Source organism: uncultured Campylobacter sp. (assembly GCF_937996225.1).
Lineage (GTDB): Bacteria > Campylobacterota > Campylobacteria > Campylobacterales > Campylobacteraceae > Campylobacter_B.
Genome location: NZ_CALKTC010000060.1, coordinates 14,762 through 40,723 on the forward strand (window position 1 = coordinate 14,762; position 25,962 = coordinate 40,723).

Genomic DNA, 25,962 nt, shown 5'->3' on the forward strand with positions numbered 1-25,962 from the left:
ATTTCAAATTCATCTGCCGCAAAAACAGAGACCGCTACCGCTTAAAATCATGGATTTCTATATTCGCACCGTATTTTTTGCAAAGCTCGCTTACTTTTTCTTTTAGCCTCTCCTCGTCATAACAGATGAGATCGATGTATGCGTGCCTCTGTCCGGTTGCGCCGCCGATTATCTCTAGAAACGAGCCGCAGCTCTCTAGCTCCTCGTCCTCGATCTTGTTTCGCAGATCAAAGCCCGCCTGCACGTCGCCGCCGTTACCTATGCTAAGAAAGCAAAATTTAATGCCGAGCTCGAAGGCTTCGTTATAGATGTCGCGCTCGCCGTTTAGATATTGATTTACGATGGCCGTTAGGCAGGTGGTGCCTACGATCACGTCCTCGCGCACCTCGCTACCGCGCGGCTGCATCTCATAGCTGAAAAAATTCTTTAGCGGTTCGCGCGCGGCTTTTTCGCCGAATTTCTCATCGATCAGATCGGCAAATTCGCTTAGCGGCACGCCGTTTTCTTCGGGCTGGGCCAGCACCTCAAGCTCGCCTAGCGTATTTATGATCGCCGTTTCGCCGATCATATTGTCAAGCAGGATAAAGCTAAGATTGTAGGCCTTGCCTTCGTCCTGCGCGAGTAGAGCCGCTAGGTTTTCGTTGTAAATTTTAATATCCACGTCGCTTTCGTTAAACTGCGCGTAGATCATCGACTCCTCGGCGTTTACGTGCGTATTGTACATCTCGATCCCGCCGATACCTCGCGGTGCACGCGGCTTTCCGAGCGTGCAGCGCATTCTGCCCTCAAGCTGTTTTGGCATGGCGTTTTTGATGAAGCTTAGCCAAAATAATCGATGTCTCATACCCTCGGGAGTTAGCACTAGATCGAGCCGCTCGCCCGCGAGCCCCGTCATAAAATAGGGCTCGGCAAGGCAGATGCGAAGCTTCTCGTCGGTCTTTTGCATCGCCTTTTCAAACTCCTCTGCCGCCAGATTGGCCTTGATCTCGTCTACCATGCCGCTAAATTCCGCCCAAAATTTATCCACTCTGCCGGCAAAAGTGCTTGGGATTTGTGCTTTCTCAGCCTTTTTGCCCAAACCGAATAGCCCCATAATCTCTCCTTTAATTAAATTTAAACGCAATTATAGCTTAATTTTTTGCGCAGGCTCGGAACGCGAGCTGCAAAACCGTCCTGCTCTTCTGCGCTCCGCTATACGGCTCGCGCGGTGAAATTTTGCCTGCTATTTTAATCAGGCAAATGAAAGTAAATTTAAAATACAATACGAATCTCAACTAAATTTAAGGGGAGCAAATGGGACTGTTTAAAAAGCTATTCGGCGGCGATGACGCGTGCTGTGAGGACAAAGGCTCCTGCGAGCGCGCCGCACGCGATCTTGAAGGCGGCTGCGAAGGAAAAGGTAGCGCAGACGGCGAGCCCGTGTTTTACGCGGACGGCGAAGATGAGGCGATGCTAAAAGCATTCGAGCAGGCGCAAAAGAGCTTTCGCTACTTCTGGCGCGAGCTGTACTGGGAGCGCCTCCGCATCGTCCCCGCGCTTAGCTTTGCCTGCGTCAAGGTCGCCTTTTCGCAAGAGCTAAACGGTAGCACCGAGGTCGAGCATATGTGGGTAAACGACGTGTATTTTGACGGCGAGCGCGTTTGCGGCGTGCTCGTAAATGACCCCAACGTGCTAAGCAACGTCAAAAACGGCGACGAAGTCGCGGTGCCGCTAGAGCAGATCAGCGACTGGATGTTTGCGATAGAGGGCAAGACCTACGGCGGCTTTAGCGTGCAGGCGATGCGCAAAGCTATGAGCCAGAACGAGCGCGCCGAGCACGACGAGGCGTGGGGGTTAAATTTCGGCGATCCGGGCGTCGTGCTGGTGGCGTACGAACAGCAGGAGCATCCGCAAAATTTAACCGAGCACCCGATGAGCGTCAATACGAAGAAAAATTTCGAGGAATTTTTGCGCGGGTATCCGGACGAGATCACGCGCACGGACGATGAGGGCTACACGATGCTGCACCACGAGGCGATCGCGGGCAATCTGACGAGGCTCGAGCTTTTGCTCGCTAAGGGTGCAGATAAAAACGCTAAAAGTATCCACGGCAAAACCGCGCTCGATTATGCTAGAGCGCTCGGCTGGGATCACGTCGCGGAGGCGCTTAGTAGGTAGGCGGCGCAAGTTTGTCGCTTGAAATTTAGCTTTTACCGTTTGTGAAATTTAACGGCGAGTCTATGGCGATAAATTTGGCTGCATCCGAGATGAAAATTTTACTATCGCTAGACATGCCGAATACCGTTGCGGGCATTGTTTAAATTTCGCCGCTTGTAAATTCTGTTTGCCGCCAAATACGTTCGATATAGCACGGCAAGCTTATTTAAAATTTGAAACTTTTAAAATTTAGGCTCGCTAGATTTATATATTTGGTTATAGTGCGAGCTACTTTGATAAAATTTCATTAGCCGAATTTGGTTATGGCGCGAAACGCCGGCGAGGCTAAATTTTATGGCTTGTAAATTTAACTCGTACCTATTCTTTTTACCGAGGCCAAATAGCCCCATAATCTCCGTCTTGATTAAATTTAAAGAGTACGACGCCGATTTTTGCGCAGGCTCGGGGCGCAAATTTTAAAAACCCCGCCCTCACGTGTACTGAAAGCAACCGCCCAAAATCTCGCATTTCTCGCAGATCTGCACGTATATGACCCCCTCGCCCTGCACCAGCTCGCCGAATGGGATCTGCGCTAGATGCTTCATCGTCCCGCCGCAGCTAGGGCAGCTCAGATACGCGGCATCCTGCACCCACTGCGGATAGCCGCCTACTGTCACGTCAAGCTCGTCAAAGTAGCCGTAAAAAGGCGAAACTTCGCTGCCTAGTTTAAATTTCATACCGCTCGGCCGCGCAAGATCCTGCTGCGAAAAGTAGCTCTTCTCCATCCCTTCGCCCTCGCAGCTTAGCTCCATCTCGCCGTCCGCGCCGCGTTTACAAAAATATCTGACTGAACCGACGCAGGTCGGGCAGCAGCGAAAGATCGCGTCGCGCTTTAAATTTAGAAACGCAAGCCGCGGCTCATCGGCCTTAAGACGCAGCATATCGAGCATCTCGCAGCCGCAAAACTCGCACTTTTGCCCCGTAGATCTGCCAATCTGCACGGGCTCATCCGCGTTTTGGTTTGCGCATTCGCAGCGGGCATCCTTTGCATTTTCGCTTAAATTTAAACCGCTACTGGCGTCTTTTTGCGCGTCTGATTTGAAATTTACGCGCTCGTTCCGCAAGCTCGCGTCTTCGTCCATGCCCGTGCGAGCGCTCTGTGCGCCCACGTGTAAATTTGAAATTTCGTCTACGTCTTTTTGCGTGTTTTGTTCGGAATTTGCGCTGCCCGCACCGCCTTTGAAATTTAAAATTTCGTTTGCGTTTTCATCTCCGCGCTCGCTAGCGCAGCCGCTGTTTTTCTCCGCGCTATCTTTTACGCGCACTACTGCAAGGCACTTATCAAAAACGAGTGATTTTCGCTCACCCATCCGATCAAAGCTCCAGCCGCCGATTTGAGCGTAAATTTCGGTGCCTGCATAGAGCTTTTAGCGCCACGGCTTCGGGTTTTGATACAGCTCGTAAAAAAGCCGCGTCGTCTGCTCGTCGCCCTGCCACGCAAGCGCGCACAGAACGTCATTTAGAGTGTTTTTGGCGTTGTCTTGTAGCGAGTCTAGTTTCGCTATGAGCGCGTCTCTTACGTCCTTAGGCGCGCCGAAGTAAAGCTCCGGCGGGCAGTATATCTCCGCCGCCGCGGCGGCTCGCGCGATCCTTGGATCGTGAATACCCAGCAGGCTAAAAAGTGCCCAAAAATCGTTGTAAATCTCCTGCCATTTTTCGATCTCGCCGATTCGCTCTGCGATTTTTAGGATCATCGCCTCCACTTCGTCCGCGCTTAGGTTTAAAATTTCATCCCGCCTCTGCCTTTGGCTGCATGAGTGGCAGATGCCGTCGAAATAGATCGTGTTTTCACCGCACTGCGGGCATAGATGGGCTTTGCTTTGCATTTTATCTCCTTAAATTTGGATTTAAATTTCGTCAAATTTTAGCTAAATTTTACCGCTTTTCAGTGAGTAAGCGCGGTTTAGAATTTAATGTCGCATTGAATGAGAGGCTTTATAATACACCTAAATGCGTCATTTGCAAATATAATTCGAGCTCAAAAAAGATGTAAATTTTAAATTACGATAGAAATAGGGCGGGTTTGCGAGATAAAGTAGAATTTATCTTTTTAAAGATGAATTCTACTTTTGTGCGCTTAGGCACAAATCACTTTTCAATGTGATGTTTGACCAGATACTCGATGATATTTACCGCATTATCGATGCCGCAATATGACGTATCAATGCAGATATTGTAGTTTGCGGACGCGCCCCAGACTTGGTTGGTGTAGTATTGATGAAAGCTCATCCTGCCTGCGTCGCTGTTTTCCATATACTCTCGCGCGTCGGTATGGCCCTCTTTTTCTAATCTAGCGAGCTTAAACTCATCGTTCGCGCGTAAAAATACCGTCAGCAGATCCGGATGCCCGCGCAAGAAAAACCCGGCGCAGCGCCCAAGCACTATAACGTTGCCGCCCGAGACAATCTTCTCGTAAATTGCTACGATACGATCGCGCTTCTGCTCATTGGCTAGCTCGTTGTGCGATATTGCCTGAAGTAGCGTATTTACGGGCATTTCGTTGTAGAACTCATACATCTGCTCGAAGCAGCCAAGCTCGTCTGCTTTGCGGAGCAGATCCGCCTTGGCTAGATAGGTATAGCCTAAGCGCTCGGCTAGTTTGCGCGCGGTTTCGCGCCCGCCTGCGCCCGTTTGTCTAGCGATCGAGATTATCATATTTTCTCCTTAGATGAAATGTGCAAAAATACCGGCACCGATGACGGTAAGAAGCCCCGTAACCGCCATCGCTAAAGACGCCATTGCGCCTTCTACGTCACCGATCTCAAGAGCGCGCGCCGTTCCCATCGCGTGGCTCGCGCAGCCTAGGGCGATACCTTTTGCCATCGCCTTTTTGATGCCAAAAATTTTAAGTAGTGCCTCGCCGAATACGCTACCGATGATGCCCGTAGCGATGATGCAGGCCACCGTTAGCGTCACGATACCGCCTAAGCTTTCGCTGATACCCATACCGATCGGCGCCGTGACAGATTTCGGTAGTAGCGTGACATACATTGTGTGATTTAGCCCAAATATCACCGACATCGCGTAGATGCTGCCTAGTCCTGCGATCATACCCGAAATCAGTCCTGCAAAAATAGCTAAAAAATTACTTCGCAAAAGCGCCAGCTGCTCGTATAGCGGCACAGCTAGACAGACGGTAATCGGCGTTAAGAAAAAGCTAATGTGCGAGGCGCTCGCGTTAAATTTTTCGTATGGAATTTTAAAGAGTAAAAGCACGCAGACGGTAAGCACGATACCGATTAGAAGCGGGTTGAAAATCGTTAGCTTAAAGCGCTTTTTTAGATAAAGCCCCAGCTCAAACGAGCCTAGACACAAAAACACGCCGAAAAAAGCGGAGTTCATTAAAATTTCTCTCATTTTTTGTCGTCTCCGGATAGAATTTCGCGCTCCAGCTTCGCATCCACGCCCTTTGTATTCACGCCGTCTTGTTCGTGCGCGGCTGCGTAAAGCCTGCGCTTAACGCGGGCGAGGGCGATTTTATAAAAAATTTGCGTTACCGCGCCGCTTGCACCGATGACTACTACCGTAGAGACCGCCGTAATCGCGATGATTGCGAAAAGATGCTGGCGTAGCGCGTCGCCTGCGATGATGATCGCAGCGCCCGCCGGGATAAAGATCACTGGCATAATCTGCATAAAAAACGACACGGTTTCTCTGATCTGCGATACTTTGATGAGTTTGAAGATCAGGGCTAAAAGCATAATGACTAGCCCATAGATGCTAGCGGGGATTGGCACAGGCACGAGCGCCGCCAAAATCTCTGCAACAAAAGATATTCCTAAAATCACACTAAATTGGATTAAGTAGTTCAAAGTTTACCTCGGATTAAAATTTAGGGCTAAATTTAGCACTTTGCAGTTAAAATAGATATTAATCTTGCTAGGTTTGGGCGAAATTTTGCAGCAAAATTTACTTAAGCAAGCTCTGTAGCTAGGCTGTAGGTAGAATTTTGCGATTTATTATAGCGCTAAATTTAGCCTTGCGGCACGGATAAAATCTGGCGATGACTATTCAATCAAGCGTCTCACCTAGCTCTATTTTGACGCCGAGCACCTTGCAGACTAGATCAAAAATTTCAATATCGACGTTGGGCGCGTATTCGTCCAAGACCGTGTAAACTTCGGCGCGCATATCCTCATCGTGGCCCGGGTGCGAGCGCGAATACAGCTCGTCCGTGTGCCGCACGAGCGCGAGATTATCGATATCTCGCTCGCGCATCGCCTGCTTGAGCCGCTTTGAAATTTGCCATTTGAAACTTTGCATTTTCGCTCCTTTAAATTTGCGCGATACTAGCCAAAAAGGCTTTAAAGTTTAATTTCTTAAATCCGGTGGCGCGTTTCGGCGCGATCAGCGAGCCTGCGTCGCTCGGTCTTGCGCTTGCAAATATAAACGAGCCGGGTTTAGATTGGGGCTTACCGGCTAAATAGAAGATTATCTTTGCGTAAATAGCACTAAATCTTGCAAAGCCAATGGGATTACTTCGCCGTGCGAAGCGCCTTCGTAGAGCCTAAACTCGCAAGAAAGCCCCCTTGTTTTTAAAATTTCAGCTAGATCGGCCGCTTTTAAAATTCCCGCTTTATCGGTTTTTCCTTTACGCATTTCACGCGAGCCAGCAACGAGCATTATGAATTTTGCTTTTAAATTTGATCTAAGCTTTCCCTCGTCTAGGGCATCTCTGATCAGTTGTGATTCACCCCACCATAACGAAGGCGAGGCGATAAAAAACTCGTCGAAAATCCCATCGTCGCGCAGCAAAGCATAAATACCGAATAGCCCGCCAAAAGAATGTCCGAAGTAAATTTTATCGCTTTTTGCCGTAGAGTATTTTTTATCCACGAGCGGAAATAGTTCATCTTTTACGAAATCGTAAAATTCTGCCGCGCCGCCGCCGTTTGCATATTCTTCGCCGCTCGCCGCAGGCGTTAAATCTCTCGTGCGACGCTTAGTGTCATACGCTAGCGGGCTATCGTATCCGATACCTACTATAAGGACGGTTTTATTTAATTTAGACCCGGTTTCGGCGTTTTGCTTTGCGCCATTCGCATAAATTTTCGCATAGGAGTTTAAAAGTATCGGAAACTGCGCGTTCGCATCAACCATAAAAACTACCCTATCGTAGCGAGCGATATTTTTTTGGCGAGCTATAAAAATTTTATATTTTTCGCCGCTTTTGCTTTTTAAAATAAAATCGCTCACGCTAAATATCTCGCGCGCAGCCTCGCTTATCCGCTCGATCTTTTGCGGCGGACGCGCGCTTAAATCGCTTGCGAATAAGCCAGCCAAAAAGATCGCCTTGCCCGTCGCGAGAAGCTTTTTTAAGCTCACCATTTCGCACTTACCTTAAACCAAAACCTCCTGCCCTCCTCGGGATACCAATAGTAATTGCCGTCGTCTGCGAGACCCTCGTCGTATCGGACGTTATCAAAGACATTGTAGGCGGTTAAATTTAGGCTCAGATTATCGTTTAAATCGTATTGTGCACCCAAATCCGCAGTAAAAAGCTTTTTGTCGTTTTTGCTGACTCTGTTGCCCGGACCGAATTGTACGCTTGTAAGCTCGCTTTCGTAATTAAAGCCGATAAAGGTAGAAAGTGGAGCGATCGGCCTATAGCTAAGCGTCGCATGTGCGGCATGCTTCGGAGTAGCGGTCAGGGATTTGCCATCCAGCCTACTAAGATTGGTTTGGCTAAATTTAACGGCGCCGTTTGGCGTATAGATCGTAGGATCTCCGGTTTCGATCTCGGAGTGGCTATAGGTATAGTTTGCCTTGAAATTTAGCCTCTTAGTAATATCGTAATCGCCACTCAGTTCAACGCCGTAAACCTCGGCTCCTTCTATATTAAAATACGTTCCCCAACCCGGGCAATTAACGCTCGGTGCGCCGGCGCAGCCTCCGTAAGCGGGAATCCTATTGATATTGCTGCCATCGGTATCTAAAATTTTATCTTTGAAGTCGTTTTTAAATAGCGTGATATTGCCGCGCAGATCGTCTGCATTGTCGTAATAAAGCCCGATCTCGTAGGTCGTGCTTTTCTCGGGCTTTAAATCCTTGTTACCGAAATCTATAATCCTCCAGCCGCCCTGAATCGTGCCTACTTCCGGCGAAATTTGATTGACGTTGGGAGTTTTATAACCGGTTGCGACGCCGCCTTTGATCGTCCAGGTATCACCTATATTAAACGTCGCGTAGGCTCTAGGAGAAAAGTGGTTGCCGAAGTATTCGTTGTGCGTGAGCCTGCCGCCGAGCGTTAAAAATAGCGTATTTTCCAAAATTTCGATCTCATCCTCTAAAAATCCCGCATGCTCGTTCATAGAAAATCGCTGCGGAGAGCGTAAATTTTGCCTATTCGCGTTTGAAACGATGAAAGTGGTTTGCACATCCTGTTTGCTAAAATCGTAGCCGAAGGTAAGCGTATTTATACCGAGATAAGTCGTAAATTTGGAATTAAAATTTCTATTTTTTACGATTGCGGGAGAAAGGCTATCAAAAATGCTCGTACGGCGAGTCTTGTCCCAAAAATAACTTATATCAGTACTTAAGCTTTCAAACTCACCCAAATATCCGACGCCGTGATTTTCTCTTTTATATTTATAATGATTTAATCCGCGCGCGTTGGGATAAACGGCGGTTTTACCAAGAGTTCTTGAATAATCGTGATTTTGCCTCCCGGTTTGAACGTAAAATTTATTATTTTCATCCGGCGCTAGCCAAAGCTTGGCGTTAGAATCCGATTTATCACTCTTTTGATAGCCTCCCTTATAGCCGTCCTCGTCGCGCAGCTTTTTATATCCCCACAACTGAAGCGCTGCATACTGCCCGAAGGGAATATTGACGTAGGCTTCGCCCATCTTGCCGTCTCCGATACCTTCGTGATCTTGGATAGTTGTAGATATAGCAGCGCTTCCGCTAAATTTAGAAAAATCCTTTTTCGTAATGATATTTATCACGCCGCCCACCGCGTCACTACCGTAAAGCGAGCTCATCGGCCCTCTGATGACCTCGATCCTCTCGATCGCTCCTGCGGGCGGGATAAAATTTGAGTTCATATCGCCCGCTCCGCCTTTTGGGTTCGCCGCCGCGGAACTTACACGTTTGCCGTCGATAAGCACAAGGGTTTGAGAACTTTCCATTCCTCTGATGGATATCCCGCTTGCCGGGCCGTCGTCGCCTGCGATAACGCTGACGCCAGGCATTTTATTCGCGATATCGTGCAGCGAAGTGAAGCTGCCGCTTGATATCTCTTTATTATCCAAGGTGGAAATGGTGGCGGGCGCCTGCCTAATATCTTGGCGAAAGCCGCTCGCGCTTACTACGATTTCGCCAAGATTCGTGCTATTCGCGTCACTGCTTAGGTGTGAGCCTTCGACGCCGCATAAAATCGAAACGCTCGCGCATATCGATAATGCGATAAATTTCGCCTTTTTAAAATACATATCTTTTTGCATTTTTGTTCCTCTATTTTGAAATTTAATCGCGGATTATAACTCAAGGCGGATAAATTTAATATTAATTATTAAAGTATTTTTATAGAATTAAATTTCACTAATAATTCCCCATTCCATCGATATTTTTATAAAAAATTATGTTAAATAAAGTACAACATATAATCAAGGAGTCGCTCTAAATAAGTAAAATTTTGTAACGCTAATCCTTAATCATCAAGTTGTTTTGGAGAAATTTTGCACAGTTTTTGATTTTATCTGCTTTAAGAATCATTTTCGCTTTTGTGGACGTGTATATTTTAAACTATCAAAGGCATTACAAGCGGCAACGCGAAAACGGCTTTGCTCTATTGATTTCGCGTATCCTGTGGCTTGCGATAATCATATAGACAAGCATGGATTTAGTACACGATAGTTTTAACACGGTAACTTCGTATGAATAAATTCATCTACTAAGCAGCATAATTACTTCGGCGCAATTTAAAATTTTGAGTAGTTTAGATAGGCGGATTTAAATTTAGAACAAAGAGTCAATTCAAATTTAAAATCCTGGTGCAAGAATAAAAAGCAAGAAGATAAATTTAATAAGACCCCGCAAATTTATCTAAAATTTAGCGGGATCAAATTTGATTTTACGCCACAGGCGCGCTATTTTCGGCGTGCGTACCATCTGAGTCTTTAGGTCTTAAAACCCACTGCTTTGCAAAGATCAGCGCGTAGATCGCAGCGCCGATAGCGTAGCTTGCATATTCACTTGGGATAAACTCTATAAATTTCGCGCAGATATTAGGCACCAGCATTAGCGGCGTTACGAGCAGCAATAGCAGGCGCTCTACCGGGTTGCACTTGGTTACGAACCAGCCCTGCAGCGAGGAGCTGAAGGCAAACATACCCACGATCGCCGTAGCAAAAATCAGCGCGATTTGCAGCGGATTGCCGATCCAAATGATACTTTTCGAATCCGTCGGATTGCCGACGCTTTGGATCAAAAGCAGCTTGTTGTTGAAAAAGAACGCAAACGGAAGCACCGCAGTGCGCAGATCGTAAATGAAGCCCTGAAGTCCTACTATTACCGGATTTGCTTTTGCGATGCCCGCGGCGGCGTATGCGGCGATGCCCACGGGCGGGGTATCGTCGGCTAAAATTCCGAAATAAAAGACAAAAAGATGCACCGCGATCGCAGGGATCAAAAAGCCGTTTTTGCCGGCCAGTATTAAAATCACCGGAGCAATAAGGCTCGAAACGACGATATAATTCGCCGTCGTAGGAAGCCCCATGCCCAAAATCAGGCTCATTATCGCAGTCATCAGAAGTATCAGCACTATGCTATTTCCCGCGACCGCCTCCACGAGCTCTGAAAGAACCTGTCCCAATCCGGTAAGCGAGATCGAGCCGATGATGATGCCCGCTAGCGCGGTGGCAACGGCTACCGTGACCATATTTTTGGCAGCGCCCACCATAGCCCAAAAAATATCGACAAAACCGACGATAAAATCGGACTTGCCAACCTTTTCGCCAAATATCGTTTTTTTAGCGGGCTCTTGTACGATCATTATTAAAAATAGCACGCAGATCGAGTTGAATGCCGCAGAGATCGCGCTTTCTTTTAGAATCAATAGAGTAAAAAGAAGCACTAAAATCGGTATTATGTAATGAATGCCGCTAAATATAATTTTTAGCTTTGAAACCTTGGCGTAATCGCGGCTGCCGCGAAGCCCTAGCTTGCAGCTTTCAAGATGCACGATAAAAAATAACCCCGCGTAGCAGACGAAAGCGGGGACCACCGCCGCGATCATTACGTTGGTGTAGCTCATGCCTAAAAATTCCGCGATGATAAACGCCGCAGCGCCCATAATAGGCGGCATAAGCTGCCCGTTTACGCCTGCGGCGACCTCGATAGCGCCCGCTTTAGTGGCGGTAAGCCCCGCTTTTTTCATTAGCGGGATCGTAAAGGTGCCCACCGTCACGACGTTTGCGGTCGAGCTGCCGCTTACCATGCCGGTTAGTCCGCTGGCGATTACGCTAGCCTTGGCGGGTCCTCCGCGAAAGCGACCTAAAATCGCAAACGCTACGTTTATAAAATACTGCCCCGCTCCGGCTCGCTCCAAAAGCGCACCGAATAACACGAACAGATAGATGAAGCTGGTGCTGACCCCTACCGGCACGCCGAATACGCCCTCTGTCGTTAAAAACATGTGTCCTGCAAGCAGTTCAAAGCTTGCGCCGCGGTGCGCGATGATATCTGGCATATAGGGGCCGAAGTAACAATACAGAAGAAAGGTAAAAGCGATAATGCCAAGCGCTGGTCCCATCATACGACGACCTGCTTCAAAGAGTATGAAAATTCCGATAAAGGCTGCTACGATATCTCTGGTTAGATAATTTCCCGGGCGCTGCGCTAGCCCGTTAAATTCTATCGCAGGATACAAGATCGCGGCGACTCCGACGATTAATAAAATATAATCGTAAAACGGGATATAAAAATGCGCCTTAGAGCGCGGGCGAAACGGAAAAAGCGAAAAAATTATAAAAATGGCGAACGCCAAGTGGATCGAGCGCGCGATATTTGTATTTAACGTAAAATACGCGATGTAAAGCTGAAAGACCGACCACGCGAAGCAGACCAGCGTCACGAGCCAGAAGAGCTTTTTAGAGGTAAATTCTCTACTTTTTACCTCTAAAACCTGCTCGTCGTTTTGTGTAGATTTCTCCATCAACTAGCCTATTTCAGCAGCCCGGCTTCTTTATACACCGCCTCTGCCGCAGGATGAAGCGGCGCGCTAAGCCCCTCTAAAAGAGATTCTTTGCTCACTAAATTTAGCGCAGGGTGTAGCTTTTTATACTCGTCGAAATTATCAAGTATAGCCTTAACTACCGCCCTAACCGCCTCGTCGCTTTGGCTAGCGTCGGTTACGAGTACAGCCTTTACGCCGATAGTCTGCGTGTCGTGATCTACTCCGTCATACATCTTCGCAGGGATCACGCCTTTAGCGAAATAGGGATATTTCTCCATAATTTTTTTGATATGCTCATCGTCGATGCCGACTAAGTCGATAGGAAGCGAAGTCGCCGCATCGGTGATATTTGCGGTCGGATGTCCTACGACGTAGAAGTATCCGTCGATCTTCTTATCTTTTAGCGCCATAGGGCATTCTTGCGCCGTTAAAACGCCGTGCTGGGCGAGCTTTTTAAGATCGAAGTCGTAATTTTCAAAAACTATCGTACTGGTTAGCTCGTTGCCGCTACCTGGGTTTCCGATATTGATCTTTTTGCCCGCAGCGTCGCCGTAAGCTTTGATGCCACTCTCTTTAGAAACTACGAAAGCCAAAAGCTCCGGATAGATCGAAATTACGGAGCGTAAATTTTTATCCGCCGCACCTTGGAATTTGCCCGTACCGTTGTATTTATCATAGACGACGTCGCTTTGAACGAAGCCGAAATTTAGCTCCTTTTTAAGCACGTTATTGACATTATACGTTGAGCCGCCCGTCGATTGCACGGAGCATTTCATATTTTTATCCATATTTACCAAGCGGCAAATCGCGCCGCCTACCGGATAATAGGTGCCGGTCATACCGCCGGTGCCGATATTGATGAACTCCTTAGCGCCCGAAACGCTTGCTAATAGGGCCAAACCGGCCAAAGCAACAGAAAATTTTTTCATCTTTGCTCCTTTTTGAGTTAAAAGTTTAAAAGTATTGCTAAATTTCTATAAAATTCTAATAAAAATAGATCGAATTTCGCGCAAATTTACGATTTTACACATTGCGGCGCAGGTGATTTAATATCAAAGTAGGGTGGCGATCTACTCTGATATGCGAATTTTACCGCGATAAAATTCTAAGCTTGAAATCCAAACGCTCGTGGATAAAATTTAACGCTATAAATTTAAAGCCTTAATAACTCACGCTGCTAAGATACAGCCCGTTTGGCGGAAAGGGAATTCTGCTAAGCGCTCGCGAGAAGCTGATCTCGCGCCCGCTCTGCACGGATTTTAGGGCGTTTGCGACCATCAACCGCACCTGCGCTCGCAAAAATCCGTTAGCTTTAAAATTTATCAAGGTTAAATTTCTAAAAGAGTAGGCGCGCGCGACGTAGAGCTCGCGCACAGGGCTTTTTATGTCGCTGCCGCTTTTCATAAACTCGCTAAAATCGTGCTCGCCGACGAAATTCGCAAGCGCAGCATTGAGCGCGGCAAGATCCACGCGCGGATAAAACACGCAAAAATCGCTAGGAAAGGGGCTTGGACGTCCGTGGTTTAAAACGTAGCGATAGCATCGCGCCACGGCATCGTAACGCGGATGAAAATCGCGCGGCACCGGGCTGATGTGTTGCACAAAAATATAGGGTGCGCAATGGCGGTTTATGAGCTCTTTTAGACGCGGCAGCTCCCAGTGCACGGTGCATTCGACGCAGCTTACCTGGCGCAGCGCGTGCACCCCTTTATCTGTGCGCGAGCTGCTGATGAGCGGCGCAAAGATCCCCACGCGCCCCAAAGCCGCGCGTAGCACGTTCTCGACGCCGCGCCCGTGAGGCTGAGACTGCGAGCCGCTAAATTTCGAGCCGTCATAGGAATAGATGAGCTTGAGCTTTACGCGCTCGGAGTTTGCGCTCGCTGCAAAGTCGCTTGCAGGCGCGCTTTCAATAATATTTTTGAGTTCGGACGCGCCTGCGAGGGTGTTTGCGGAAATGCCCGCTTTGTAGGCGGTATCTGCTTTGAGAGAGTCTGCGGCGCGGTCGTCTGCGGGACTTGTGCAAATCTCTTCTGTGCTTGCCGCGCAAATATCCGAAGCGGCTGCGTCCGTAGAATTTTTGCGGGCGGAATTTTTATTTGCCCTGCGCGCGACCTTTTTGACGCAAACGGCGTCCGAATTCCGCCTGACGCCTTCGTGATTCAAATCGCAAGCAGGCGCAGCATAGGTAGCCGTATCGCTTGCCGTATCCGCAAGAGCGGAATTTTTAAAATTTGAAATTTTATCGTTTAAGATCAAAGCCTGCTCGCCGCTTTGCGCTTCGTGTTCTAAATTTACGCCACGCAAAATTTTAGAGGCGCTAGCCTTGCTCGCCGAAATTTTATCAGCCAAATTTCGAGCGGACGAGCTTTTGTTTAAAATTTCGCCGCCGCAGAGCTCGGAGCTTTTTTCAGTACCTCGGGGCAATTTTGATCCTGTAGTAAAGCAGCGATGCGATAAGCGTAACGCCGAATGTCACGGGAAGCGCGATGCTTGGGTATTTACAGAGCAGCATGATCATCGCGAAGTAGCTAAAAAGCACGCCGAAGATCCCCGCGTAAACGAAGCCCTTTTCGTAGCGATAGGTCACGATGCCGAGGCTTAGCGCAAACAGGAAGCTCGCCAGCGGAAAGAGCGAGACGAGGGTGTAGATGCTAAATTCTTTCCTGCGCTTCTCGCTGCCGCTCATATCGCTCCAGTATCCGATCACGCCGCCTCCGCCGCGGATATTGCGGTCGCTTTGCGTGCGCAGGGTTAGGCTTTCAAACTCGCTTACGTGCCACTGCTCGCCGCCCATCGTGTAAATTTTGCCGTCGTGCAGCATCGCAGAAAAGCTCGCGTTTTCGTTTTTAAACTCGCCGCTACGCGCTACGATCATCCGCTCGTGATCCTGCGAGTTACCCGGATTATACAGCACGAGATCCTTATACAGCGTGCTTGTGCCGTTGTTTTCCTGCGAGTCGATAAAAACGAGCCAGTCGGAGAATTTCTGCCCGAATTCGTTGGATTTGATATTTAGCGTCGCGCTGATCTTCTTGTAATCGATGAAATTGTCCTTTAAATTTTCGGCTATCGGCATCATAAAAAGCGATACGAAAAGTAGCGCCAAGGAACACAGCGCGGCGCTTATGCCAAAAAACAGCGCGATCTTGCGCGTGGCGTAGCCGATGGTAAATATGACGATGGTTTCGTTCTCTTTAGATAGCCTAAAAAGCGAGATGCTAAGCGCTACGAAAAACGCGATCGGCACCGTAAATATGAGTATGCGCGGTAGCATGAAAAGGTAGAGCTTGACTAGCTCTGAAAAATTTATCTCGATAAACGACGTAATGCGCGCGATCTGAAGGAAAAATACGATCGACATTATGATAAAAAGCGTGCTAAAAAGCGACGCGAACGAGCTTACGAAGTTGCTAAATAAATAGCGCTGCACCCTATCCATAAATGACGTCCAGAAGCCTTAAAATTTGATCTTTGAAGATAAAAGTAAGAAGCAGACCCATCGATAAAAACGGCACGAAAGGTAGCTCGTAGCCTCTTTTGTGCGCGATGAGATACGCAGGCAGCGTCAAAATCGCGCCGATGTAGATCGAGATGCCGCCCAGCTTCCAGCCCAAAATTGCCCCCATAACGCCCGCGATAAAAATATCCGCGCTTCCCATCGCTTCGCGCTTGAGCACGAAAGTGACGATTAGGCGCAGCACGAAAAATATCGCCGCGTATCCCGCCGCCGCGCCAACGCCGCTAAGATCAAAATCATACATCAGCGTATAAGCAAGCGAAAGCGCCGTAACTACGTAAAGAAGGCTCTCCGGTACGGCTTTATACTCAAAATCGATCGCCGAAAGCGCCATAAGCAGGATGAAGCAAAGCCCGAGCACCGCGGCTTTTGCAAGATCGGGCTCACCGAAATACGCCGCAAGCGCAAGCGCGCCGCCTAAAAGCTCGACGATCGGGTAGCGGATCGAAATTTTGGTTTTGCAAAAGGCGCATTTACCGCCCAAAAAGAGCCACGAAAGCAGCGGAATGTTGTGGTAAAATTTTAAAGCGTGAGAGCATTTTGGGCAGTGCGATGCGGGGAAATTGACGCTCTGTCCGCGCGGCAGGCGGTAGATCAGGACGTTGCAAAACGAGCCTACGCAGGTGCCGAATACCGCAAAAATCACGCCGTAAACGATATTTAAATCCATCTTTTTCCTTTGGAGCTTTAACTTTTTAAAATTTAATCAAACGCTCTATGGTAGCGAGAAATTTCTTAGTTTTCATTGATTTTTTGCCTCTCATAAGGGAAAAATTTTACGAAAATCGCCGCCGCGCCTACGCAAAATAAAATGGCTATGAGCCCTGCGATTAGCGGCTCGCCACATGCCTCATATAATCTGCCGAAAATCAAAAATCCCGCCACCAGTATCACGGCGTCCAAAAGATCGAAGTTCAAAGTATCTACGATCCATAAAAACATAATATATGCGCCTATCCCGCTGCCTGCGGATGCCAAAATCCCCATTTTATCGGGGATGAAAGCAAACGCTAGCATAAAAAACACAAGCAGGCAAATGTAGACCGTCAGTATAAATTTCTTGGGTTTTTTATACACTCTGCCGCATCTTGGGCATCTTAGAGTTTTCATCGGCTTTTTGGTAAGTTTTTTGCCGCAATCACACTGTATATAATAGCTCATGGCCTTCCTTTCGCTCTTTGCGTGAACGCGCGCGATTTTAAAATTCTGCCGCGTAAATTTACCGCGCCGCGTAATGCAGCTCGTGCTAGAGCTTTAAATTTAAAAGGGCGAAATTTTAAAATTCTAAAATTTTGAAATTTCACGGCGTCGCGGATTAAATTTTAAAATTTACCGCGTCGCAGGCGGTTCTTGCAAATTAAAATTTTAAAATTTAAAGCGCCCGTTAGAGCGACTGCGCAGCAGCTTAAAGACCGCCGAAGCGGCGCTGTTTGAGGCGGAAATCATCCACTATGCGCGCAAGCTCCTCGCGCGTGAAATCCGGCCACAGCGTCGGCGTAAACGCAAGCTCGGCGTAGCTCGCCTGCCAGAGCAAGAAATTCGACAGCCGCTGCTCGCCGCCCGTGCGCACCAGCAGATCCACGTCGCCGCTGTGCGCGGTATCCAGATGCGCGCCGATGCCCGCTTCGCTTAGTCGCTCGCCGCTTGCAAGTAGTCTCTCGCACGCTCGCACGATCTCGTCGCGCGAGCCGTAGTTGATCGCTAGGTTAAAATTTAGCGCTCGCCCGTTTTGAGTTAAATTTGAAAGATATTCGATCTCGCTTCGCAGATCACCCTCAAAAGCCGATATGTCGCCGATCGGATAGAATTTTATCCCGTTTTGGGTAAATTTTTCGCGGCGTGAAATTAGGAATTTTTGAAGCAACTTCATCAAAAATTCCACTTCGCTTTTCGGGCGCTTCCAATTTTCGGTGCTAAAGGCGTAGAGCGTGAGGTTTGCGATGCCTTCGTCGATGCAAAACTCGCAGATCTGCTCCACGACCTCCGCGCCTGCTTCGTGCCCGCCGGTGCGCAGCAGACCGCGCCTTTTCGCCCAGCGCCCGTTGCCGTCCATCACAAGAGCGAGATGATTTAGGCTATTCACGGATCAGATTTTTTTCAGCTCAGCCGCGATTTTTAGGGCGACTTCGTCCTTCGGCGCGGTGTCGATTACGACCTGATCGTTTTTCGTGATAAAGGTGACCTTAAGGACGTCGCCGCCGAGCTTGATGATGTCGTCCAGCACGTTTAGGCAGACGGCGTCGAGATGCTTTTCGTTTAGCATGCGTTTGGCCTCGCCGACGGCATTTTCGCGGTCGGTTTCGAGTTTAAAGCCCACTTTTTTGATATTTCCGCGCACGGAGCTTAAGATATCCTCGTTTTCGCCCAGGCGTAAATTCCAAATTTCGCCGATCTCCGCTTTTTTTACCTTATCTTTATAGCGCACCTTCGGCGAGTAGTCGCTTACCGCGGCAGCCATTATCAAATACGCGCCGTCAGGGAATTTTGTGCTATCAAGCGCCGATTTTAGCCCGATAGTGCTTTCAAATTTAACTAGTTTGTACGGTAAATTTTCATATTCGTTGCTAGAGATCAGCGTCACGTCCGCACCCAGATAAAACAGCGCGTCGGCAATCGCTTTAGAGGTTTTGCCGCTGGAAAAATTCGTAATGCCGCGCACGCTATCGATCTTTTCGATCGTCGCACCTCCGGTGATGATGACGGTTTTATCCTCCCAAAATTTATCGTTATAAAGCGCGCGCTTTAGCGTCTGCATTATCGCCTCGGTGCTCGCTAATCCGCCTTTGCCGGTATCGCCGCAAGCTAGAGTTTTTTCTATCGGATCCACAAAATACGCATTGACGCTCGCTTTTAGCATATCGATGCAGTTTTTTGTGATGTTATTTTCAAGTAGTGCGGGGTTCGCAGCGGGCGCGATAACCACCTTGGCATGGGCAAAAGCCGCGTTTAGTACCTCTAAAAATACGTTGTCGCAGACGCCCCACGCGAGCTTGTTTATCGTATTTGCCGTTGCGGGCGCAATCAAAACTAAATCCACTTTGGAATAAGCGATGTGGTTGATGCCCGCCTGCCAGTTTTCGTTGGCTTTGCAAAGCACGGGGTGATCGCATAGCGCCTCGAACGCTTTGTAGCTGACGAACTCCTGCACGCCGTCGCTAAGCGCGACATAGACGTCGAAATTCGACTTTTTCAGAGCGGATAAAATTTCAAACGCTTTATAAAAACTGATACTCCCGCAAACCGCCAGTAAAACCTTTTTCTTACTCATCTTCGCTCCTAAAAAATTTATGGAAAAACCCATCTTTGTTGATTTGTTTGCTTCGGCTGATCGCCAGCGCGCCGCTCGGAACGTCGCTCGTAACCGTCGTGCCCGCGGCGATTATGACGTCGTCGGCTATCCGCACGGGCGCTACAAGCTGCGTGTCCGAGCCGATAAAGACGTTTTTGCCGATTATTGTTTTGTATTTTTTCTTGCCGTCGTAGTTGCACGTAATCGTGCCGCAGCCGATATTGCTGCCCTCATCGATCTCGCAATCCCCAAGATAGCTTAAATGCCCCGCCTTGATCTTGTTTACTTTCGCGTTTTTAAGCTCGACGAAATTTCCGATATGGGTGCCTATAACTTCGCATTTTGGGCGCAGATGTGCCATCGGACCGATGTCGGAGTTTTTTACGACGCTATCTTCGATGACGCAGCCGCTTTTAATGAGCGAGCTTTCGATCACGCAAGGACCGATGATGCTTACATTTTCTTGCAGCTCGCACTCGCCGATAAATTTCGCCCTGCTGTCAATGTAGATGCTTTGCGGTAGGCGCATTAAAACGCCTTGTTTCATCAAATTTTCTTTGATCTCGTTTTGCATTAAATTTTCGGCGACGCTGAGGGCGAGCTTATCGTTTATGCCCATGAAGCTTTGCTCGTCCACCCACACGGCGGCGCATTTTAAGCCCATATCTTTGGCGATTTTGATCGCGTCTGTGAGGTAGTACTCTTTTTGCGCGTTATCGGGTTTGATCTGCGGCAGGATCTGTTTTAGCGCCTCGCTTTTGAAGCAGTAGCAGCCGGCGTTTGCGTCTTTTACCGCCTTTTCCTCTTCGTTTGCGTCCTTTTGCTCGACGATCTTTAAAATTTCGCCGCCGCGGGTGATTACGCGGCCGTATCCGAAAGGATCGCGCGCGCTAAAAACGCTTAAATTTACTTCCGCGTTCCCCTCGCAGAGTTTGCGAAGCTCGGCGCTTTTGACCAAAGGCATATCGCCGCAGATTATGAGCGTTTTTTCCCCGCGGATTTCGACCTCTTTTAGTCCGCCCGCAGTGCCGGGGAAATGCTCGTGGTCTTGTTTGTAGATTTTAGCGTTTGGGAAGTGCGCTAGAACCGCGCTTTTAACCTCGTCGAATTGGTAGTGTAAAATCACGCTCACGTCGTTTGAAATTTCGTAAGCTTTCTTTAGGATGTGGATTATCATCGGCTCGCCGCAAAGCTCGAAAAGAACCTTAGCTTTTTGCGACTTCATCCGAGTGCCAAGTCCTGCGGCAAGAACTATAACCGAAACGTCGTTCATTTTTACCCTTAAATTTCAAAAATCGGATAATTTTAACACATTTAAAATAAATAAAAACCTAAATTTATGCCGCGCGGGCGAAATTTAAATCCCAAATTCAACTAAAATTTTATAAAATTCCGCCTAAATTTTAAAGCTTAGGTGGACATTTTGAAAAAACTGATTTTGGTTACTTGTATTTGGGCTTTTAGTTTCTCTTTGATAGGCGAGTTTTTGCGCGGCATAGACAGCGCGTATTTGGCGTTTTCGCGCGTATCGTTGGCGCTAATTTGTTTTTTGCCGTTTATGAAATTTCGTGGCGTAAATCCAGCCCTGGCGCTTAAAATTTGCGCCGTGGGCGCCGTGCAGATCGGCGTGATGTATATCTTTTACTACCGCAGCTTTGCGTATTTGAAGGTCTATGAAGTGGCGCTTTTTACGATATTTACTCCGTTTTACGTGACGCTGCTTTACGACGCGCTTAAGCTTAGATTTCGCGCGCTATATCTTTTCAGCGTCGCTGTCGCGGTGCTGGGGGCTTTGGTGATTAAATTCGGTGCGATAAATTCCGAGTTTTTGACGGGCTTTTTGCTTGTTCAAGGCGCAAATTTATGCTTTGGGCTCGGACAGAGCGCGTATAAATTTATGCTGGAGCGCCACGGCTTTAGCGAGCAGAAGGAGCTTTTCGGCTACTTTTTTGTGGGGGCTACCGCGGTTACGGCGATTGCCGCGATCGTGCTCGGGGATTTTTCTAAATTTAATCCCAGCTTCTCGCAAGGCGCGGTGATCGTGTATTTAGGAACTGTCGCAAGCGCTCTGGGGTATTTTTTGTGGAACAAAGGCGCGTGCGAAGTCGATAGCGGCGTGCTTGCGATTATGAATAACGCGCTCATTCCCGCAGCGATCGTCGTAAATTTAGTGTTTTGGCAAAAAGACGCCGATCTGGCGCGCCTACTTGCGGGCTCGGCGCTGATTTATGTTTCGCTAATTTTGCATAAAAAGATTATGAAATTTTACGCCGTGCGCGAGCAAAGAATTTAGTATTTAACTAAAATTTTATATTTTTACATTAGAATTACCCCTTATTTTATTTGAAGTTGGCAAAATGAAAAAAATCTTGAAATTTATCGCCTTTACCCTGCTCATAGTCATTGCGATATATTTCTTATACGGCAAATTTTTTAAGCAAGAAGAGGCGCCGAAGGCCCTTACCACAAGGCTTGAGAAGGGCAGTATTAGAGGCACGGTGACGGCTGCAGGAGAGGTTTATGCCAGGGATTTGGTCGATGTGGGTGCGCAGGTAAGCGGTCAGATCAAAAAGCTCTACGTCAAAGTGGGCGATATCGTAAAAAAAGGCGATATGATCGCGCAGATCGATTCGGTCACTCAAGAAAACGAGATCGCGCAGCAAAAGGCGCAGCTTCTGATCCACGAAGCAAATTTAGCTTCGGCAAAGATCGCCGCGGTAAACGCCAAAACGCAGTATAACCGCGAGCTGCAGCTGTATAAAAGAAACGCTGCTTCCAAAGAGGCTGTGGAAAACGCTAAAAATAGCGCCGCTTTAAAAGAGGCCGAGCAGAAGCAGATCGAGGCGCAGATCGAGCAGACCAAACTTCAGCTAAGCACGGCGGAGACGAATTTCGGCTATACCAAGATCACGGCTCCGATAAGCGGTACGATCGTTTCAATGCCGGTAGAGGAGGGCAAGACGGTAAATTCTAACCAAACTACGCCTACGATCGTAAAGATCGCTGATCTGAGCAAGATGGAGATCAAGATGCAAATCGCAGAGGGCGATATATCTAAAGTAAAGGTTGGAATGGACGTAGAATACTCCATACTATCGGATCTGGATAATATCAAAAAGGCTAAAATTTACAAGATCGATCCGGGTCTTACCACGCTTAGCGACGGGACTTACGATAAAACCTCTAGCGGTTCGTCCTATTCTTCGAGCAGCAGCGACAGTGCGATCTATTTTTACGCAAAGATGCTCGTGGATAACGAAAATGATTTTTTAAAGATCGGAATGACGACCGAAAACAACATAATCGTAAGCGAAGCGAACAATACGAGCTACCTACCTACCTCGGTTATCAAGCGCGACGGGGGAGGCGATTACGTCACGGTGCTTAACGGCAAAGAGTCCGAGCAGCGATACGTAAAAACGTGCGTCAGCGACGATTTGAATACTGAAATTTTAAGCGGTTTGGATGAAAAAGATGAGGTGCTTATCGCCGACGGAAAAGCCGCGCCGTTAAATATGGACGGGCCTCCGATGGTATTTTAGTTAAAATTTTATGGTATGAAGATGCTAGAGCTTAAAGATATAAACAAAAAATTCATTCTCGGCGATAACGAAATCCACGTCCTAAAGGACGTAAGCTTAAATATCGAAGCGGGCGAGTTTATATCGATAATCGGGCAATCCGGAAGTGGAAAATCGACGCTGATGAATATAATCGGCTGCATCGATACGCCAAGCAGCGGAAGCTACAAGATCGAAGGTCGCGAGACTGCGAATTTAAGCGGCGACGAGCTCGCGGCACTTAGAAGTAAAAAATTCGGCTTCGTCTTTCAAAAATACAATCTCATCGCTACGATGGACGCGACCGCAAATGTCTCGCTGCCTGCGGTGTATGCGGGCGTAGGGGCGAGCGAACGGACGAAACGAGCAGTGGAGCTTTTGAATAAGCTGGAGCTTGGCGATCGCATTAAAAATTTACCGAGCAAGCTTAGCGGCGGACAGCAGCAGCGCGTAAGTATCGCCCGCGCTCTGATAAACGGCGGCGAAGTGATTTTGGCCGACGAGCCCACCGGCGCGCTTGATAGCAAAAGCGGCGAGACGGTGATGCAAATTTTAACGGCGCTGCACAAAGAGGGTCACACCATCATCATAGTTACGCACGATGCGCATATCGCAGAATTTGCAGATCGTATCATCGAGATAAAAGACGGTAAAATTTTAAGCGATAAAAGAAAGGCGGAGCGGGTTTTTGAGCGCAAAAAAGAGGAGATTAAAACGAAAAATTCCTTTATATTGCGCAAAGATCAGCTCATCGAAAGCTTTAAAATGTCGATTAGCGCGATATTTTCGCATAAACTAAGATCGATTTTGACGATGTTAGGTATCATCATCGGCATCGCCTCGGTTATCTGCGTAGTAGCTCTCGGTAAGGGTTCGGAGGAGAAAATTTTATCCGAGATCCGCAAAATTGGCACCAATACGATCGATATCTTTCCCGGTAAAAATTTCGGCGACGTGCGAGCGGGCTTTGTGAGCACCCTTACGATAAGCGATTCTAAAGTTTTGGCGCGCCAGCCCTACGTTGATTATGCCACACCAAATGCTTCTGCAAGCGGTACGGCAACATATGCGAATTTAAGCTCCAAGGCTCAACTGCGCGGTGGTGGCGTGAATTCTTTGGCGGTTAATGGCATAGATATAGAAGATGGTAGAAATTTTAGCGACGATGATATTAAAAATTCTGCCTCTGTCGCGATTATCGATCCAAACACTAAAAAAACATTTTTTAAAAATTCAGATCCGATCGGCAAGACGATTTTATTTTCGGGTAAGCCGCTTAAGATCATAGGGGTTTCGGGTAAGGATAAGAACGCCTTCGGAAGCAACGAAAATTTAAGAATTTACGCGCCGTACTCAACTGTGATGAATAAAATCACGGGCAATCGAAAAATCAGCTCTATCACCATCAAAATAAAAGACGATGTCAATACTCAAGTGGCCGAAGAGAGCCTAACTCAGCTACTTATTCAAAGACACGGCTCGCGGGATTTTCATACGATGAACGCAGATACTATCAAACAAACAATACAAAGCACTACCGGCACGATGACGATTTTGATCTCATCGATTGCGGTTATCTCGCTCGTCGTCGGCGGCATCGGCGTGATGAATATCATGCTCGTAAGCGTCACCGAGCGCACGCGCGAGATCGGCATCAGGATGGCGATCGGCGCGAAGCAATCCAACATCTTGCAGCAATTTTTGATAGAGGCGATCTTGCTTTGCTCGCTAGGCGGAGCTTTGGGAATTTTAATCGCTTTGGCGCTTGGATTTGCATTTAATACCATAAGCCCAGATTTTGCGATGAAATTTACTACCGCGCCTTTCGTGATCGCCTTTGCGGCGTCGTCCGCGATCGGCATAGTTTTTGGCTATCTGCCGGCAAGAAACGCCAGCAGGTTAAATCCGATAGATGCTTTAGCACAAGAATAAACAAGGAGAGAAAATGATAAATTCCAAAGTAATTTTAAGCGGCGTTTTAGCTGTTTTTATCGGCGGTTGCGCCTCAAATCAAAGTGAGGTCGAATTTAAGCCTGTAGAGCATTTCAAGGACGAAAATGCAAGCTATGAAATAGATACGCTGTGGTATAAAAAATATGGCGAATCATACTTAAATAAGCTTGTAGATCAAGCCCTTGCGAATAACTACGATCTAAAAACAGCGGCTTTAAACGTTGAGAGTGCTTATGCAAATTTAGGGCTAAGTAGGGCTGATCTTTTTCCTACGCTAAGTAGCTCGTGGAGTGCGGGCGCTAATCGCGACATAAGCACCGGCTCGAACTGGAACAAAACCTATAGTTCGGGCTTTAACGTAAGCTATGAGCTTGATCTTTTCGGCAAGATCCGCTCGGCGGTAAATGCCGAGGGCTGGAACGCCAAAGCTAGCGAGTTTGATCTCGAAAATACCCGCCTGACTCTTATAAATTCTGTCGTAAGCGGCTACTTCGAGATGCTTTATCTAAACGATTCGCTAAAATGGACAAAACAGAATTTAAGCGATTACCGAGAGATCGAAAAAATAATCAAGGCAAAATACGATTACGGCAAGTCCGAGCAGCTAGATTACAGGCAGATTCAAAATTCTATCCTAGGGCTTGAAAACAAGGTCTTAAGCATTCAAAAAAATATCGAGGATAATCATAAATATATGAGAAATCTCATCTCCTCCAGCTTGCAATTTGATGATAACACCGATTCGATAAATTCCATAGAATTCCAAGGCGTTGATCTAAATGTGCCTTACACGGCGCTTGCTAATCGCCCCGACATTAGAGCTGCGATCGCTAGGCTAAATTCCAGCTTTTACGACGAACAGACCGCTAAGTTAAATTTCTTTCCTAGCGTAAATTTAGGCGCAGGACTTACTAATGGGCAAGGCGTGAGCGCTAACGATAGTTTCAAGCTAAATTTTTTAAGTGGCAACGTAAGCATAAGTCTGCCGTTTTTGGATTATGCAAGGGTTGAAAACCGCCTTAAAATTTCGGAGATCGCTTTTCGCAAAAACGTCGTAAATTATGAACAGACGCTCTCTAACGCTACGAATGAGGTGCTAAATTTATATAGAATTTACCAGATCAATCTGGCTAGCCTTAAAAATTTAAGTGCCGCTTATGACGAAAAGGCGCGTATTGCCGATCTTTACGCCGCGAAATACGAAGCAGGTTCAAGCGAGCTAAAGGATATGCTAGAGGCCCGTACCGACGCCGTAAACGCCAAGATAAAA

General features: G+C 47.6%; 21 protein-coding genes and 1 pseudogene. 5 read left to right on the forward strand and 17 right to left on the reverse strand.

The genetic code is table 11. The features are described from left to right. Nucleotides 1–34 precede the first annotated feature (34 nt). The gene (locus tag Q0174_RS07030; protein WP_298042808.1) at nucleotides 35–1,093 is read right to left on the reverse strand and encodes a hypothetical protein; all 1,059 of its coding nucleotides are present in this window, start codon (nucleotides 1,091–1,093) and stop codon (nucleotides 35–37) included. 200 nt (nucleotides 1,094–1,293) lie between these two features. Between Q0174_RS07030 and Q0174_RS07035 the strand changes: the two genes are divergently transcribed. Further along, nucleotides 1,294–2,157, forward strand: coding sequence for a DUF2314 domain-containing protein (locus tag Q0174_RS07035; protein ID WP_298042810.1), 864 nt, complete (start codon nucleotides 1,294–1,296; stop codon nucleotides 2,155–2,157). Nucleotides 2,158–2,627: 470 nt separating this feature from the next. Here Q0174_RS07035 and Q0174_RS11000 read toward each other — a convergent pair. The 16 genes and pseudogenes from Q0174_RS11000 to glmU all read right to left on the reverse strand — a co-directional run bounded on the left by Q0174_RS11000 (nucleotide 2,628) and on the right by glmU (nucleotide 20,452). Beyond that, nucleotides 2,628–4,022, reverse strand: a pseudogene (locus tag Q0174_RS11000) (cytochrome C). 262 nt (nucleotides 4,023–4,284) lie between these two features. Beyond that, the gene (locus tag Q0174_RS07050; RefSeq protein WP_298042817.1) at nucleotides 4,285–4,851 is read right to left on the reverse strand and encodes a cytidylate kinase-like family protein; all 567 of its coding nucleotides are present in this window, start codon (nucleotides 4,849–4,851) and stop codon (nucleotides 4,285–4,287) included. Nucleotides 4,852–4,860: 9 nt separating this feature from the next. Beyond that, a complete protein-coding gene (locus Q0174_RS07055; protein ID WP_005873245.1) occupies nucleotides 4,861–5,553 on the reverse strand; it encodes an LrgB family protein in 693 nt (230 codons plus the stop codon). Then, nucleotides 5,550–6,008 carry a CidA/LrgA family protein gene (locus Q0174_RS07060; RefSeq protein WP_081451750.1) on the reverse strand — a complete coding sequence of 153 codons (459 nt, stop codon included), beginning with the start codon at nucleotides 6,006–6,008 and terminating at the stop codon, nucleotides 5,550–5,552. Before Q0174_RS07060 ends, Q0174_RS07055 begins: the two co-directional genes overlap by 4 nt. A 199-nt stretch (nucleotides 6,009–6,207) precedes the next feature. Continuing rightward, nucleotides 6,208–6,459, reverse strand: coding sequence for a hypothetical protein (locus Q0174_RS07065; protein WP_298042819.1), 252 nt, complete (start codon nucleotides 6,457–6,459; stop codon nucleotides 6,208–6,210). 168 nt (nucleotides 6,460–6,627) lie between these two features. Continuing rightward, nucleotides 6,628–7,524 (reverse strand): alpha/beta hydrolase-fold protein, encoded by an 897-nt coding sequence (locus tag Q0174_RS07070; protein WP_298042822.1) that lies wholly within the window; start codon nucleotides 7,522–7,524, stop codon nucleotides 6,628–6,630. After that, nucleotides 7,518–9,641 carry a TonB-dependent receptor gene (locus Q0174_RS07075; protein ID WP_298042824.1) on the reverse strand — a complete coding sequence of 708 codons (2,124 nt, stop codon included), beginning with the start codon at nucleotides 9,639–9,641 and terminating at the stop codon, nucleotides 7,518–7,520. The genes Q0174_RS07070 and Q0174_RS07075 overlap by 7 nt, the downstream gene beginning before the upstream one ends. A 629-nt stretch (nucleotides 9,642–10,270) precedes the next feature. Continuing rightward, nucleotides 10,271–12,352, reverse strand: a complete 2,082-nt coding sequence (locus tag Q0174_RS07080) for a TRAP transporter permease (RefSeq protein ID WP_298042827.1) — start codon at nucleotides 12,350–12,352, stop codon at nucleotides 10,271–10,273. 8 nt (nucleotides 12,353–12,360) lie between these two features. Further along, entirely contained in the window at nucleotides 12,361–13,302 is a 942-nt protein-coding gene (locus Q0174_RS07085; protein ID WP_298042829.1) for a TAXI family TRAP transporter solute-binding subunit, read from the reverse strand. Between the two features lie 232 nt (nucleotides 13,303–13,534). Further along, nucleotides 13,535–14,284 (reverse strand): tRNA pseudouridine(38-40) synthase TruA, encoded by a 750-nt coding sequence (truA, locus tag Q0174_RS11005; protein WP_366112629.1) that lies wholly within the window; start codon nucleotides 14,282–14,284, stop codon nucleotides 13,535–13,537. A 496-nt stretch (nucleotides 14,285–14,780) separates the two neighbouring features. Next, complete coding sequence (locus tag Q0174_RS07095; protein WP_298042833.1) at nucleotides 14,781–15,812, reverse strand: LptF/LptG family permease; 1,032 nt, start codon at nucleotides 15,810–15,812, stop codon at nucleotides 14,781–14,783. Continuing rightward, a complete protein-coding gene (locus Q0174_RS07100; protein WP_298024950.1) occupies nucleotides 15,805–16,560 on the reverse strand; it encodes an A24 family peptidase in 756 nt (251 codons plus the stop codon). Before Q0174_RS07100 ends, Q0174_RS07095 begins: the two co-directional genes overlap by 8 nt. Nucleotides 16,561–16,625: 65 nt before the next feature. Further along, complete coding sequence (locus Q0174_RS07105; RefSeq protein ID WP_298042837.1) at nucleotides 16,626–17,051, reverse strand: hypothetical protein; 426 nt, start codon at nucleotides 17,049–17,051, stop codon at nucleotides 16,626–16,628. A gap of 244 nt (nucleotides 17,052–17,295) precedes the next feature. Then, nucleotides 17,296–17,973, reverse strand: a complete 678-nt coding sequence (gene uppS / locus Q0174_RS07110; RefSeq protein WP_298042839.1) for a polyprenyl diphosphate synthase — start codon at nucleotides 17,971–17,973, stop codon at nucleotides 17,296–17,298. 3 nt (nucleotides 17,974–17,976) lie between these two features. After that, the gene (gene coaBC / locus Q0174_RS07115; RefSeq protein ID WP_291937896.1) at nucleotides 17,977–19,158 is read right to left on the reverse strand and encodes a bifunctional phosphopantothenoylcysteine decarboxylase/phosphopantothenate--cysteine ligase CoaBC; all 1,182 of its coding nucleotides are present in this window, start codon (nucleotides 19,156–19,158) and stop codon (nucleotides 17,977–17,979) included. Next, nucleotides 19,151–20,452, reverse strand: coding sequence for a bifunctional UDP-N-acetylglucosamine diphosphorylase/glucosamine-1-phosphate N-acetyltransferase GlmU (gene glmU / locus Q0174_RS07120; protein ID WP_298042840.1), 1,302 nt, complete (start codon nucleotides 20,450–20,452; stop codon nucleotides 19,151–19,153). Before glmU ends, coaBC begins: the two co-directional genes overlap by 8 nt. 150 nt (nucleotides 20,453–20,602) lie before the next feature. Here glmU and Q0174_RS07125 point away from each other — a divergent pair, with 150 nt between their 5' ends. The 4 genes from Q0174_RS07125 to Q0174_RS07140 form a co-directional block, all read left to right on the forward strand. After that, entirely contained in the window at nucleotides 20,603–21,472 is an 870-nt protein-coding gene (locus Q0174_RS07125; protein ID WP_297926639.1) for an EamA family transporter, read from the forward strand. 64 nt (nucleotides 21,473–21,536) lie between these two features. After that, complete coding sequence (locus Q0174_RS07130) at nucleotides 21,537–22,721, forward strand: efflux RND transporter periplasmic adaptor subunit (RefSeq protein WP_298042841.1); 1,185 nt, start codon at nucleotides 21,537–21,539, stop codon at nucleotides 22,719–22,721. Between the two features lie 21 nt (nucleotides 22,722–22,742). Beyond that, the gene (locus Q0174_RS07135) at nucleotides 22,743–24,671 is read left to right on the forward strand and encodes a MacB family efflux pump subunit (RefSeq protein WP_298042842.1); all 1,929 of its coding nucleotides are present in this window, start codon (nucleotides 22,743–22,745) and stop codon (nucleotides 24,669–24,671) included. A 13-nt stretch (nucleotides 24,672–24,684) separates the two neighbouring features. Beyond that, nucleotides 24,685–25,962, forward strand: a 1,278-nt coding sequence (locus tag Q0174_RS07140; protein WP_298042844.1) for a TolC family protein, incomplete at its 3' end; no start/stop codon positions are given.

Coding starts and splice junctions, on each gene's coding strand:
- Q0174_RS07085 (WP_298042829.1), bottom strand. CDS start 13,302: ATGAAAAAATTTTCTGTTGCTTTGGCCGGTTTGGCCCTATTAGCAAGC.
- Q0174_RS07100 (WP_298024950.1), bottom strand. CDS start 16,560: ATGGATTTAAATATCGTTTACGGCGTGATTTTTGCGGTATTCGGCACC.
- Q0174_RS07080 (WP_298042827.1), bottom strand. CDS start 12,352: ATGGAGAAATCTACACAAAACGACGAGCAGGTTTTAGAGGTAAAAAGT.
- Q0174_RS07095 (WP_298042833.1), bottom strand. CDS start 15,812: ATGGATAGGGTGCAGCGCTATTTATTTAGCAACTTCGTAAGCTCGTTC.
- Q0174_RS07130 (WP_298042841.1), top strand. CDS start 21,537: ATGAAAAAAATCTTGAAATTTATCGCCTTTACCCTGCTCATAGTCATT.
- glmU (WP_298042840.1), bottom strand. CDS start 20,452: ATGAACGACGTTTCGGTTATAGTTCTTGCCGCAGGACTTGGCACTCGG.
- Q0174_RS07055 (WP_005873245.1), bottom strand. CDS start 5,553: ATGAGAGAAATTTTAATGAACTCCGCTTTTTTCGGCGTGTTTTTGTGT.
- Q0174_RS07105 (WP_298042837.1), bottom strand. CDS start 17,051: ATGAGCTATTATATACAGTGTGATTGCGGCAAAAAACTTACCAAAAAG.
- Q0174_RS07065 (WP_298042819.1), bottom strand. CDS start 6,459: ATGCAAAGTTTCAAATGGCAAATTTCAAAGCGGCTCAAGCAGGCGATG.
- Q0174_RS07070 (WP_298042822.1), bottom strand. CDS start 7,524: ATGGTGAGCTTAAAAAAGCTTCTCGCGACGGGCAAGGCGATCTTTTTG.
- Q0174_RS07075 (WP_298042824.1), bottom strand. CDS start 9,641: ATGCAAAAAGATATGTATTTTAAAAAGGCGAAATTTATCGCATTATCG.
- Q0174_RS07135 (WP_298042842.1), top strand. CDS start 22,743: ATGCTAGAGCTTAAAGATATAAACAAAAAATTCATTCTCGGCGATAAC.
- Q0174_RS07030 (WP_298042808.1), bottom strand. CDS start 1,093: ATGGGGCTATTCGGTTTGGGCAAAAAGGCTGAGAAAGCACAAATCCCA.
- Q0174_RS07035 (WP_298042810.1), top strand. CDS start 1,294: ATGGGACTGTTTAAAAAGCTATTCGGCGGCGATGACGCGTGCTGTGAG.
- coaBC (WP_291937896.1), bottom strand. CDS start 19,158: ATGAGTAAGAAAAAGGTTTTACTGGCGGTTTGCGGGAGTATCAGTTTT.
- Q0174_RS07050 (WP_298042817.1), bottom strand. CDS start 4,851: ATGATAATCTCGATCGCTAGACAAACGGGCGCAGGCGGGCGCGAAACC.